At 69.8% G+C, this 11,915-nt stretch carries 16 protein-coding genes; 12 read left to right on the plus strand and 4 right to left on the minus strand.

Annotation, left to right across the window (positions count from 1 at the left end; translation table 11 throughout):
* Together DQ384_RS09170 and DQ384_RS09175 are read left to right on the plus strand one after the other, a co-directional pair.
* The gene (locus DQ384_RS09170) at window positions 1-1,635 is read left to right on the plus strand and encodes a multicopper oxidase family protein (protein WP_220182856.1); all 1,635 of its coding nucleotides are present in this window, start codon (window positions 1-3) and stop codon (window positions 1,633-1,635) included.
* Between the two features lie 230 nt (window positions 1,636-1,865).
* Window positions 1,866-2,336 carry a hypothetical protein gene (locus DQ384_RS09175; RefSeq protein ID WP_220182857.1) on the plus strand — a complete coding sequence of 157 codons (471 nt, stop codon included), beginning with the start codon at window positions 1,866-1,868 and terminating at the stop codon, window positions 2,334-2,336.
* 305 nt (window positions 2,337-2,641) lie between these two features.
* Here DQ384_RS09175 and DQ384_RS09180 read toward each other — a convergent pair whose 3' ends face one another.
* Entirely contained in the window at window positions 2,642-2,869 is a 228-nt protein-coding gene (locus tag DQ384_RS09180) for a hypothetical protein (protein WP_114028276.1), read from the minus strand.
* A 765-nt stretch (window positions 2,870-3,634) separates the two neighbouring features.
* On the opposite strand from DQ384_RS09180, the gene DQ384_RS09185 reads away from it, so the two are divergent.
* Window positions 3,635-4,849 (plus strand): cytochrome P450, encoded by a 1,215-nt coding sequence (locus DQ384_RS09185; protein ID WP_114028277.1) that lies wholly within the window; start codon window positions 3,635-3,637, stop codon window positions 4,847-4,849.
* A 50-nt stretch (window positions 4,850-4,899) separates the two neighbouring features.
* Here DQ384_RS09185 and DQ384_RS09190 read toward each other — a convergent pair whose 3' ends face one another.
* Window positions 4,900-5,118, minus strand: a complete 219-nt coding sequence (locus DQ384_RS09190; RefSeq protein ID WP_147268712.1) for a hypothetical protein — start codon at window positions 5,116-5,118, stop codon at window positions 4,900-4,902.
* A gap of 347 nt (window positions 5,119-5,465) precedes the next feature.
* On the opposite strand from DQ384_RS09190, the gene DQ384_RS09195 reads away from it, so the two are divergent.
* The 4 genes from DQ384_RS09195 (at window position 5,466) to DQ384_RS09210 (ending at window position 9,287) form a co-directional block, all read left to right on the plus strand.
* Entirely contained in the window at window positions 5,466-5,963 is a 498-nt protein-coding gene (locus DQ384_RS09195) for a hypothetical protein (RefSeq protein WP_114028279.1), read from the plus strand.
* Between the two features lie 329 nt (window positions 5,964-6,292).
* On the plus strand, window positions 6,293-7,330 hold the full coding sequence (locus tag DQ384_RS09200) for a HAMP domain-containing sensor histidine kinase (RefSeq protein WP_114028280.1): 1,038 nt from the start codon (window positions 6,293-6,295) through the stop codon (window positions 7,328-7,330).
* A 6-nt stretch (window positions 7,331-7,336) separates the two neighbouring features.
* Window positions 7,337-7,993: a response regulator gene (locus tag DQ384_RS09205; protein ID WP_114028281.1), complete on the plus strand. Its 657-nt coding sequence runs from the start codon at window positions 7,337-7,339 to the stop codon at window positions 7,991-7,993.
* 79 nt (window positions 7,994-8,072) lie between these two features.
* Window positions 8,073-9,287 carry a calcium:cation antiporter gene (locus DQ384_RS09210; protein ID WP_114028282.1) on the plus strand — a complete coding sequence of 405 codons (1,215 nt, stop codon included), beginning with the start codon at window positions 8,073-8,075 and terminating at the stop codon, window positions 9,285-9,287.
* Between the two features lie 57 nt (window positions 9,288-9,344).
* Here the strand turns inward: DQ384_RS09210 and rpsR are convergent, their stop codons facing one another.
* Together rpsR and DQ384_RS09220 are read right to left on the minus strand one after the other, a co-directional pair.
* Window positions 9,345-9,572: a 30S ribosomal protein S18 gene (gene rpsR / locus DQ384_RS09215; RefSeq protein WP_114028283.1), complete on the minus strand. Its 228-nt coding sequence runs from the start codon at window positions 9,570-9,572 to the stop codon at window positions 9,345-9,347.
* Window positions 9,569-10,690 carry a CobW family GTP-binding protein gene (locus tag DQ384_RS09220; protein ID WP_245966331.1) on the minus strand — a complete coding sequence of 374 codons (1,122 nt, stop codon included), beginning with the start codon at window positions 10,688-10,690 and terminating at the stop codon, window positions 9,569-9,571. The genes rpsR and DQ384_RS09220 overlap by 4 nt, the downstream gene beginning before the upstream one ends.
* A gap of 73 nt (window positions 10,691-10,763) precedes the next feature.
* Here DQ384_RS09220 and rpmG point away from each other — a divergent pair, with 73 nt between their 5' ends.
* From rpmG to rpmF, 5 genes are read left to right on the plus strand one after another with little or no spacing between them, the layout of a single operon-like run.
* Window positions 10,764-10,928 (plus strand): 50S ribosomal protein L33, encoded by a 165-nt coding sequence (rpmG, locus tag DQ384_RS09225; protein ID WP_114028285.1) that lies wholly within the window; start codon window positions 10,764-10,766, stop codon window positions 10,926-10,928.
* The gene (locus tag DQ384_RS09230) at window positions 10,925-11,170 is read left to right on the plus strand and encodes a type B 50S ribosomal protein L31 (protein WP_114028286.1); all 246 of its coding nucleotides are present in this window, start codon (window positions 10,925-10,927) and stop codon (window positions 11,168-11,170) included. Before rpmG ends, DQ384_RS09230 begins: the two co-directional genes overlap by 4 nt.
* Window positions 11,170-11,406, plus strand: a complete 237-nt coding sequence (gene rpmB, locus DQ384_RS09235) for a 50S ribosomal protein L28 (protein ID WP_114028287.1) — start codon at window positions 11,170-11,172, stop codon at window positions 11,404-11,406. Before DQ384_RS09230 ends, rpmB begins: the two co-directional genes overlap by 1 nt.
* Window positions 11,406-11,705 (plus strand): 30S ribosomal protein S14, encoded by a 300-nt coding sequence (gene rpsN, locus DQ384_RS09240; protein WP_114028288.1) that lies wholly within the window; start codon window positions 11,406-11,408, stop codon window positions 11,703-11,705. Before rpmB ends, rpsN begins: the two co-directional genes overlap by 1 nt.
* Before the next feature lie 2 nt (window positions 11,706-11,707).
* Entirely contained in the window at window positions 11,708-11,875 is a 168-nt protein-coding gene (gene rpmF / locus DQ384_RS09245; RefSeq protein ID WP_114028289.1) for a 50S ribosomal protein L32, read from the plus strand.
* Window positions 11,876-11,915: the final 40 nt, after the last annotated feature.

The raw sequence follows: 11,915 nt of genomic DNA on the forward strand, positions 1-11,915 counted from the left end.
ATGGACGCGACTCGCCGGCGCGGCGCCCGCGCCCGTCTCGTCGTCGCGTGCGCCGCGGCCGTCGCCGTACTCGGCCCGCTGACCTGGCTCCGGCAGGACAGCCTGATGCCGGACGCGTACTCCGTGATGGACATGGGGTACGCCGACCACGGCGGAGGTTCGCGCGAAGCCGGCCAGGTGGGCGGCTCACCGGTCCACTCGGCTCACGGGCCGGCCCGCGCGACGGGCCACGAGGCGCACTCGGCTGCCGCCGCGCCGGGGCACGCCGGGCACGCGGCGGCGGGGCACGGTGTCACGGCGATGGGGCGTGACGTTGCGGCCCCCGCAGACCACGTGCCGGCGCCCGGACGCGACGTCACGTCCCTCACCGCCGACCCGCGCCGCGAGGCCGACGTCAGGGTCACCCTCACCGCGCGCAAGCAGCGGTTCCGGCCGGCTGCGGGCCGTCTGGTCGACGGGTACACGCTGAACGGCACCTCGCCCGGCCCGGTGATCCACGCGACCGCCGGCCAGTTGGTCGAGGTGAGGCTCGTCAACGAGTCGGTGCCGGACGGCATCACGCTGCACTGGCACGGCGTCGACGTGCCCAACGCCGCGGACGGGGTCGCGGGCGTCACGCAGGACGCGGTCGGCGTCGGCGGGTCCTTCACCTACCGCTTCGTCGCCGACCGGGCGGGCACGTTCTGGTACCACTCCCACCAGATGTCCCACGAGCAGGTCCGCCGCGGTCTGCTCGGCGCCCTGGTGGTGGCCCCGGCCAAGGGGACGGGCGCCGTCGACGGCGTGGCGCTGCTGCACCTGTACGACGGCGTCCGCACAGTCAACGGGCGGGAGGGGGACGTCCGCGTCGAGGCGAGTCCGGGCGCGCGGGCCCGCGTGCGCGTGATCAACACCGAGAACGGCCAGACGCCCGTGTGGGTCGGCGGCGCGCCGTTCCGGCTCGTCGCGGTCGACGGCACCGACCTGAACGAGCCCGGTCCCGTCCGTGGCACCGCCGTCATGGTCACCGCGGGAGGCCGCGCCGACCTCGAGGTCGCCATGCCCGAGGACGGCTCGCCGGTGCGCGTCCACATCGGCGGCCCCACCGGCGTCGTGCTCGGCTCGCGCGCCTACGACGCGCCCGCCGTCCCCCGGCCCGCCGCGACGCTGGACCTGCTCTCCTATGGCGCGCCGGCGCCGATCGGGTTCGACCCGGACGCGGCCGACCGGCGGTTCGTGTACGACATCGGGCGCCGTCCGGGCTTCCTCGACGGGCGTCCCGGGCTCTGGTGGACCGTCAACGGCCACATGTTCCCGGACGTGCCGATGTACGTCGTCGCGCCCGGCGATGTCGTACGGATGCGCATCGGCAACCACAGCGGCGAGACCCACCCGATGCACCTGCACGGTCACCACGCCGTGGTACTGAGCCGCGGCGGCGTGCGCGCGACGGGAAGCCCGTGGTGGGTGGACTCGCTGGAGGTCGGCAACGGCGAGTGGTACGACATCGCCTTCGTCGCCGACAACCCCGGCATCTGGATGGACCACTGCCACAACCTGCCCCACGCCGCCGAGGGCCTCGTCGCCCACCTGATGTACGAGGGAGTCACCACCCCGTTCACCATAGGAGGCCCACCCGGCAACAGACCCGAATAGCCCGCGCCCGCGCCCTACCGCCTCCACCGGCCTTCCCATAACGGGAGTGATGGGACCAGGATGATCGTGATTTGACAGGCGATTTCTCGCCCAGACATCGCCGGACCCGTGCGCTTGCCCCGAGTGGCTGTGGTGGCAACGGCGGCGTCGAGCGGCGGGGACGGCACATCGGTCAGCTAGGCGGTGGTGTGGTGAGCCCGGAATTACTGCGGCGTACGAGAGTGCTGTCGGTGACTCTGACGGCCTTGCTGTGCATGTGGCTTTTCGGCAACCTCTATGAGGAGCTCGTCACCAACCCGCAGTTGATCGCGAATCCCCGGCCGGGCACCCTCGTTGGCGCATTCGCCGTGGGAAGTCCCGTCTACTACTACCTGCCCTGGGCGCCCTTCTGCGTCGTCCTGGCGGTCGTCCTGCGGCTGCGCTTCGGCCACAGCGCGCCGGCCCGGGTGCGTCGTGCCTGGAATGGTGCGATCGGCTCCATCGCCGTCGGCGTGGTCACGAAGATGATCCTCATCACCCAGGTCAACCCCGTGTTCCGCGATCCCGCCCTGAGCCCCGAATTCGTTCACAACCGGGCGGTGTGGTGGGCTTTCGGGAACGGCATCGCGATCATCGCGGTGGCGACCGCACTCGTCCTGCTCACGTCCTCACGTCGCCCGCCTACAGGAGGCGACGCGTTGGCGTCTTCCCGTCCTCGGTGAAAGGCCAGGGGAGGTCACACGGAGATCAATGACCGAGCCCGGCCCGGCTCTCCGCCGTACCGGGCGGGCTCGCGGCGGGCAGGTCGAGGGGGGACCCACGCTGCCCGGAAACGGCCGCACCGGACAACGTCGACGTTAGGCGGCCTGAGTTCACCCATGCGACATTACGGGCGCTCGGACGGCGCGCCGCGCCGCGGCCCGGCGTACGGGCCGAAATGACCGGCGCGGAACCGCTCCTGCGGGCGCCACAGGTCAGCCGCGGTCCCGCGGATGCCGGCCGTGGCTGATCAGCTGAGGATCAGGTCTCAGAGTTTGTACAGCTTGTTGAACGGTGTCGTGATTCGTTCCTGCCGTGATCCGAAATCGACGACCACGGCGACCTCGTCTTCTACGCCGACGACGACGCCAAGGCCGTACCGGTCGTGGGTCACCCGGTCGTTCACGCTGAACCGCTCGGCCGGCGGGGCGGGAGGCGGGGGTTTGAAGGGACTTGTGGACAGGTGGCGACGGGGCTCGCCGCTGGATGGCTTCATCCCCACCAGTATGTGCCGCCCGGGAGCACACTCGCGACCAAAGATCGACAAACCTACCGAAACAATCAGGGCACGACTGAGCGTCTGGCTCCTGACCCGGGCCTCCATGGTAGAGGGTGTCATGCGGATCGAACCCGCGCCGCGCCCGGAAATCACATCGTTGCCGCACGTCGGCCCCCTCATGGCCTGACAGCGAAGGCGGGCGCTCGCCCCTCGCGGGTGTGACCGGGGATGGGCGATCGATGCGGCGGGGTAAAGAGGAGACCTGGCCGGTCGACCCAGGAGCGACCGCGGTTCGGCCCTGTTCCGGTGCGGATCCGGCACGGGATCGCAAGTGGCCTGGGGGACGCAGGTCTTCCGCGCGATCATCGGGCACGAAGGAATGAAGATCCTGATCCATTCCAGAAGAGGGTGGTACCAGCCGTGTCCATTGCTCCGCCCGGCAGCGTGAAAGACGGTCCCCTTCCCCGGTCCGTGCCGAAGCGACAGTGGATCCGGCGCGCGGTGATTGTGTTGGCGCCGATTCTTCTGCTGTATGTACTGGCCATGGCGCCGATCTGGGCCCACAATCGCAATCGATCGGTTGTCCGTCATTCTCGAAGTACAGGATTACGGCCACGAGCCGAGTCGGGACGTCCGCTGCTGGTGACTGGAATGAGGTTCTGATTTCCGGACGCGCTTGATTTGCCTGTTGACGGTCGGCTCGGCATTTCGTACGTTCCGCGTGGGCCGTCCGCTGCGCGCCCGGAGCCGGAAGGGGTTGCGATGGCCACCGAGCTGGATCCGAACGAGGCCTGGCCGGACATCGTGCCCGGACCACTTGCCACGCCGCCGCCGGAGTTCACCCGCAGACGCGAGTCAGCGCCGCTGGAGCCGGCGCCCATGCCCAGCGGTGACCACGTCCCCGTGGCCGTCAGGTACGACGACGTCCGCGCCTTGCTGGCGTCGCCCACCTGCAGCCGCAACCTGCGCCTGCCCGGGTTGCCGCGGTTCGTGAGCGGCATCGGCATCGACGACGACCCGGACGCGCTGATCAACCAGGACCCGCCGGAGCACACCCGCTACCGCCGGATCATGCAGGGCACCTTCACCCCGCGCCAGATCGAGCCGTGGCGCCCCCGCATCGCGAAGATCGCCCGGGAACTCCTCGACGGCCAGGGCGAGGAGTTCGATCTGGTGCAGGAATACGCGCTGCAACTACCGGGCCGTGTCATCTGCGAGATGCTCGGCGTGCCGCTGGACCACTACGAGCGGTTCGTCCGGTGGACGGACATGTTCCTGACCACGTCCACGGTGACCGAGCAGGCGCGGTACGAGGGCTACAACGAATTCATGGCCTATTCCACCGATCTGGTCGCCCAGCACCGCGCCGAGCCCGGCGGGGATCTCATCGACCTGCTCATCCAGGCCAGGGACGAGGACGACCGGCTGTCGGAGGGCGAGCTGGTCAACACCGTGTTCTCGCTGATCACCGCCGGTCACGAGACGACGGCCTCGATGATCTCCCGCGGCGTCTTCCGGCTGCTCCTGTACCCGGGCCAGTGGGCCGAGCTGGTTGCGGACCCGGCCCTGACGGCCACCGCCGTCGAGGAGATCCTGCGCTACGACGGGCCGCCCGCCAGCGCCTTCATGCGCCGCGTCACGAAGGACCTCGACCTCCCCAGCGGCTCGCTGAGCGCGGGGACGGTCGTCATGCCGAACCTGAACGCGGCGAACCACGACCCGCAGGCGTTTCCCGACCCCGGCCGGTTCGACATCCACCGATTCACCGACCATCCCCCCAACCCGCATGTGGCGTTCGGCTACGGTGCGCACCGCTGCCTGGCCGCGAGCCTCGCCAGAGTCGAGCTCACCGAGGCGATCAGAGCCCTGGTCACCCAGCGCCCCACCCTCCGCCTCACGGCCTCACCCGAATCGGTCACGTGGACCGATGGCCTGGTCTATCGACCGGTCGCCATGCACGTCACCACGGGCGAATGACGTGCTGACGACCACGGGCGCGGGTAAGCCAGGCTGCGGATGTCCGATCTTTACGGAACGCTCCACAGGAACCACAGGTTGTACTGGTTATCGCAGCGGTACGAGGTCCACATGTGGTTCTGGACGCCGTAGTCCCCGTATCGGTAGCAGTCGGACGAGGAGTAGTAGACGTTGCGAAGCGTCTCCGCGTGCGCGGGCGTGGCGCTCGCGACGACCGCCAGTCCGCTGACCAAGGCGCCCGCGACGGCCAAAGCTCGGATTTTGCGCACCAATCCTCCTTCGAGTGGATGACGTGCCGAACTCCCATCGCCGAGCATTACAGCGCAGGCAATATGAGTACAGCTCACGGTCCATTGCCGCGGCCCTCTGACGAGATGACCTGCGACGGCACTGGGCAGGCGAGCCGCAATTCTTGAAACTTTCCGAAGAGCTGTAGTTGATCGTCTGAACATCGGGCAGCCGGTGCGAGATGTCGCCGGCGACGCTCCGGTGAAGAACACGCGCTGCCCGTCGGTGGCGGCGCCCCACTGGACCGGGACCGGGCAGTTCTTCCGATCGGCTTTCGCAGCCTGGAGGATAGCCATCCAACGGTATAGATCGCAGGAGGCTGGTAGCCATGTCGGCTGATCTGGATGAGCTTCGGGTCGTGCGTCCGCAATCAGTGCCCAGCAGGAGGTGGATATGGTGGTGCCTGACGGCGATCGCGGTGCCGATCCTTCTTTTGTGCGCCGTGTACCAGATCCCGCAGTGGATCCACGATCACCAGATGGACGGCCTGGCCGGCCGCTTCTTGACCTACCCCCCTCCGCCGGAGACCCATGTCAACGAGGATGAGGTGGACGGTTCTGTAGGGGTGGAGGAGGGGCAGAAAGACCTCTGCCGCTATCGCCTTCGTTTCGCCGTGGAGACGAAGCTCTCAGCGGATGAGGTCCGGGACTACTACAAGAAGGCGAAGATCGCGGCTGTCGGGGGCGACGGCCACGGAACTTTGGAGGTCAGGGTGTGGACATCCTCTGACGTGCCGCCATCATCCGATACCTTCGGCCGTCGGCCGATGATCGTCGAGGTTCAGGACCGCGGCCACGGTCAAGGCTGGGACATCCGTTGCACCTGAACCGATCGCCCCGGCGGCCGCCCCCTCCGATCCTGCCCGTGGCCGAGGGCCGTTTCGGGTCAAGGTGAAGATCAGTGACCGTGTGGACACCGGGTTCCTCGTCCTCCACACGACATGGGCAGAAGCGGCCGTGGTCCCGTACGCGCACGAGATCCGGCGCCGTACCACGGCCGAGCCCGCGGACCGTGGCGCAGGCCTCGCTCGTGGGCCCCCCATTCAGGTGGGGGTGCGCCCTGTAGGCGCTCACGCGTTCGAGCCGCAGGTGAGCAGGGGTAATGGGAGTCGTGCCGGATGGACAGGCACGGCTTGCTGCGGCGAGGGTGGGGGATATGAGCGCTCGCACCGACCCGGACACCGTCGTGCGGCCGCCCGCCGGTGAGCCGGCAGGGGCGGTCCCGTCTCGGCGTGCGCCGGCCAAAGCCCTGTTCTGGCGGATCTTCGCGATCAACGGTGTGGTCTTCACCGCGGCCACCTTCGTCCTGGCGCTCTCACCGGCCACGGTGTCCACCCCGGTTCACCTGGCCGAGCTGCCGGTGCTGGCCGTCGGCCTGGTGGCGATCCTCACCGCCAACGCGGTGCTGCTGCGCCGGAGCCTGGCTCCGCTGCAGGCGTTGACCGGCCTCATGGAACGGGTCGATGTGCTGCGCCCCAGCGGCCGGCTGCGATTCAGCGGCAACGGCGACCTGGCCGGAGTGATCGCGGCCTTCAACGCGATGCTGGACCGTTTGGAGGCCGAACGCGGCACCGCCGCCGCCCACGCGTTGGCGGCCCAGGAAGGCGAACGCCGGCGCATCGCCCGCGAGCTGCACGACGAGATCGGCCAGAGCCTGACCGTGGTACTGCTGGGTCTCAAACGCGCCGCCGACCGCGCCCCGTCCGACCTGCGCGAGGAGTTGCGCACCATCACCGAGACGGTTCGCGCGAGCCTGGACGAGGTCGGCCAGGTCGCCCGCCGGCTGCGGCCCGGCGTACTGGAGGACCTCGGCCTGACCAGCGCCCTGAGCGCCCTGGCCATCGAGATCTCCCAGCTCCGCGGCGTCTCGGTGACCCGCCACCTGGACGCCCGGCTGCCGCCGCTGAGCGAGCAGGCCGAACTGGTGCTGTATCGCATCGCCCAGGAGGCGTTGACCAACATCGCCCGCCACGCCGACGCCCGCCATGTCGCGATCACCCTGGGCCGGGACGGCGACAGCGTGGTGCTGGCGGTCGGCGACGACGGGCGGGGCGGTCCGATCGCCGAGGGCGCCGGCATCCGTGGTATGCGTGAGCGCGCCCTGCTGGTCGGCGCCCGTCTCGACATCACTCACCCGTACGCGGGTGGCACCACGGTGCGCCTCACCGTACCCACCGGCACGGAAGGAAGGTGATCGGCGATGCCTGCCCCACCGACCCGCATCCTGCTCGCCGACGACCACGCGCTCGTCCGCCACGGCCTGCGCCTGATCCTGGACGCCGAACCCGACCTGACCGTGGTGGCCGAGGCGGCCGACGGCGCCGCGGCGGTCGAACTGGGCTGCGGTGGCGAGATCGACCTTGCCATCCTGGATATCGCCATGCCGCGCATGACCGGCATCCAGGCCGCAAGGGAGATCGCCCGACGCGCGCCCGAGGTGCGGCTGCTGATGCTGTCGATGTACGACAACGAGCAGTACCTGTTCGAGTCCCTCAAGGCGGGAGCCTGCGGGTACGTGCTGAAATCCGTCGCCGACCGCGACCTTCTGGAAGCCTGCCGGGCCGCGATGCGCGGGGAGCCCTTCCTCTACCCCGGCGCCGTCACCACCCTCATCCGCGACTTCCTGCGCCGTGACGAGCAGGGCGAACGGGGGCCCGCCGCCATCTTGACCCCGCGCGAGGAGGAGATCGTCAAACTCGTCGCCGAAGGTCACTCCTCCAAGGACATCGCCGACCTGCTGGTCATCAGCGTCAAGACCGTCGAGCGGCACCGCGCCAACGTTCTGGCCAAGCTGGGCCTGCGCGACCGGCTGGAACTGACCCGCTATGCCATCCGCGCCGGGCTCGTCGAACCATGATCACCAACAGTACGGAGGCCAGGATGAACACAGCCGCCCGCCCCTCGCCGCACGTCCGCCTCGCCCCCACGAGGGTCACATGAGCGGCCCCGCCCCGGCTCCGGCGTCCATCCGTTCTCCCCTCGGACTGGCCGCGGCCGCCGTGCCGGTCCTGGCGGTGGTGGTACTGGCCGCGCTGTGGGGGCGCCACCTGCCCGCCATAGCCGAGATCTTCATCGTGGCCCTGCTGACCTGCTCGGTCCTGGCCGCGGTGCACCACGCCGAGGTGGTGGCCCACCGCGTCGGCGAGCCCTTCGGCTCCCTCATCCTCGCCGTGGCCGTCACCGTCATCGAGGTCGGCCTCATCATCAGTCTCATGACCTCCGGGGGCTCCTCGGCCGCCTCACTCGCGCGCGACACCGTGTTCGCGGCCGTCATGATCACCTGTAACGGCATCGTCGGCCTGTCACTTCTGCTCAGCGCGCTACGCGACCGGACGGCCCAGTTCAACCCCGAAGGCACCGGCGCGGCGCTGGCCACCGTGATCACGCTGGCGACCCTGGGCCTGGTCCTTCCCGCCTTCACCACCAGCACGCCGGGACCCGAATTCTCCGGCCCTCAACTGCTCTTCGCCGCCGCGACGTCCCTGGCTCTGTACGGGCTGTTCGTATTCGTGCAGAACGTCCGCCATCGCGACTACTTCCTCCCCGTCCACACACCCGACCACCCGCCCGCCCCGGCCGGCGACGGCACCGCCACCACGAGCGGCACCGCCACCACGAGCGGCACCGCCACCACGAGCGGCACCGCGACCGGCGACGGCACCGTCACGGACGACGAGCACGCTCCCATCCCCTCGCTGAAGAGCACGCTTACCAGCCTGGGCCTGCTCCTGGCCGCTCTGATCGGCGTCGTCGGCCTGGCCAAGGTCGAATCCGCCACGATCGAACGGGCGGTCGCCGCCGCCGGCCTGCCGCAGGCAGTGGTCGGTGTCGTCATCGCCCTGCTGGTCCTGCTGCCCGAAACCCTCGCCGCGGGACGCAACGCCCGTCGTGGCCGCACCCAGATCAGCCTCAACCTCGCCCTCGGCTCGGCCATGGCGAGCATCGGCCTGACCATCCCCGCCATCGCGGTCGCCTCGATCTGGCTGGGCGGTCCGCTGCTGCTCGGCCTGGGCGCCACCCAGATCGTGCTTCTGGCCCTCACCGCCGGCGTTGGCATCCTCACCGTCATGCCCGGCAGAGCCACGCTGCTGCAGGCGGCGGTCCACCTGTGCCTGTGCGCCGCCTACCTCCTCCTGGCCGCCAACCCCTGAGCGGACCAGCGGCCAGGCCGCCGAGGAATCGCGAAGGTACGGTCACCGGCAGCTTGTTCAGGCGCAGGGCCGGGAGGCGTAGGGGAGCAGGGCCATCTCCCGGGCGTTCTTGACGGCCTTGGCGATCTGACGTTGCTGCTGGACGGTGACGCCGGTGACGCGACGGCTGCGGATCTTGCCGCGGTCGGAGACGAACTTGCGGAGCAGGTTGGTGTCCTTGTAGTCGATGCGGTCGACGTGCAGGAGGGGGTTGGGCTTCTTGCGCGGGGCGCGGCGAGTCTTCACGCGATCTCCTTGAGGTCGAGTAGGGGGGCGAAGGGGTCGTCGTGACCGGGGTGTTCGCCCTCGGCCAGCAGGCAGGAGTCGAGCAGGGTGTGCAGGCGGTCGGTGTCGAGGTCGGGGCCGGTGAAGACGAGGTGCTGGACGCGGTCGCCACGCTCGCCGTCCCAGTCGAGGGCGGCGGCCAGGCGGCGGGCGGGGGAGACCAGATCCCAGGCGGCCTCGGGCAGCGCGGCCAGCCACGGACCGGCGTCCTCGATGGAGATGATTCCGGCCACGGCGTCCCAGGCCAGCAGACGGCTGGGCCTGGTGGCCAGCCAGAACCGGCCGCGTGAGCGTACGGACTCGGTGACCAGCTCATCGACGGCCTCGAACAGGCGGCCGGGGTGCAGCGGGCGGCGGCTGCGCCACACCGTGGTGGTGATCTCGTCGGTCTGCGCGTCCGCGGGGAGCTGCGCGGTGGCGGGATCCACACGTTCGGCGAGTTCCGCGGTGCACACGGCGGCCCCGGTGACGTGCGGCAGGGTGTCGAGGGTGTGGATCGGCGTGAGCGGGGCGAGGTGTGCGAGCACCAGACGCGACAGTTCGTGGTCCTCCTCGTCGCCGTCGTCCAGCACGAGGCCGGTGGCGTACTCGAGCTGCCGGGTCAGGACCTCGGCCAGGTAGCGCTGATCGCCCGCGGCGGCGGGCTTGCCGATCTCGCTGAGGCGTTCGCCGCGGGTGATGTCCTCGGGCGTGGCCGCTGCGTTCAGTGCGGTGAGAACGCCGGTGAACCGCAGGACGTCCCTTGCTTCCTGATGGTCGATCGCCTCGGCCACCGACCTCGGTTCCACCGAGTCCCAAAGGTCCACGATCACCAGCGCCGCGCCGGGCGCCAGCCTGATGAGCTGGGGCAGCAGGTCCTCGCGCACGGTGCAGGTGACGCAGCCGTGGGCGAGCCGCACCTCGGCCGTGTCCAGTACGTGCGTCGCGTCGCGGACGGTGCGCTGGACGAGCCCCTGGCTGACGTCGCGCAGGTCGTGGTGGACCGCGACCGATCCGGGATGCCCGGCCAGTAGCCGGTCGACGGTGGCCGTGCGGGCCGAGGCGTGCAGGCCCGCGACGAGGACGACGGGGATGGGCACGGCGCCTCCAGTTGCAGTAATGAAAACCGTTATCGTTATCATGGCACATGTCCGCGACCAGGGAGGACCCGAATTGCCCCGAAATGAGCTCCGGCCGGTGATCAAGCTCCGATCGACCGCCGGGACCGGCTACACCTACGTGACCAGGAAGAACCGGCGCAACACCCCCGACAGGCTCACCCTTCGCAAGTACGACCCGACCATCCGCCGGCACGTGCTCTTCCGGGAGGAACGATGAAGAAGGGAATCCACCCCGCCTACCACCCGGTCGTCTTCCGCGATCCGGGCGCCGGCTTCGCCTTCCTCACCCGGTCCACGATCAGCAGCGGCAAGACGATCGAGTGGACCGACGGCAACACCTACCCGGTGGTGGACGTCGACGTCTCCTCGGCAAGCCACCCCTTCTACACCGGCCGCAGCCGCGTCCTGGACACCGCCGGTCGCGTCGAGCGGTTCAACCAGCGCTACGGGAGGAACTGATGTCCGCCCACTGCCAGCTCACCGGCGTCAAGCCGGTCTTCGGCAACAACATCTCCCACTCCCACCGCCGCACCCGGCGCCGGTGGAACCCCAACATCCAGCAACGCCGCTACTGGCTGCCGAGCGAGGGCCGCTATGTCCGGCTCACGCTCAGCGCCCGTGCGATCAAGACCATCGACAAGATCGGCATCGACAGGGCCGTCGCGCGGATCCGGGCCCGGGGAGACAAGGTCTGATGGCCAAGAAAAGCAAGATCGCCGCCAACGAGCGGCGCAAGGTCGTCGTCCAGCGGTACGCCACGCGGCGGGCCGAGCTGAAGGACATCATCCGCACCGGCACGCCGGACGAACGGGCCGAGGCCGTACGGGAACTGGCCCGTCAGCCGCGCGATGCCAGCCGCACCCGGGTGCGTAACCGCGACTCGGTCGACGGCCGCCCACGCGGCCACCTGACCAAGTTCGGGCTCTCCCGGGTTCGCTTCCGCGAGATGGCGCACCGCGGCGAACTCCCCGGCATCACGAAAGCGAGCTGGTAGCCATGGCCGTGCCCAAACGCAAGACCTCACGCAGCAACACCCGCCATCGCCGCAGCCAGTGGAAGGCGACCGCCCCCGACCTCGTCCCCATCACCGTCAACGGACGGGAAATGCTGATCCCACGCCGTCTCGTCCGGGCCTACCAGCGAGGACTCATCATGGCCGACTGAGGCGCCCCGGCCACCGGGCACCTCGGTCGCGCATGGAACA

This window comes from Sphaerisporangium album, assembly GCF_003323745.1.
Taxonomy (GTDB): domain Bacteria; phylum Actinomycetota; class Actinomycetes; order Streptosporangiales; family Streptosporangiaceae; genus Sphaerisporangium; species Sphaerisporangium album.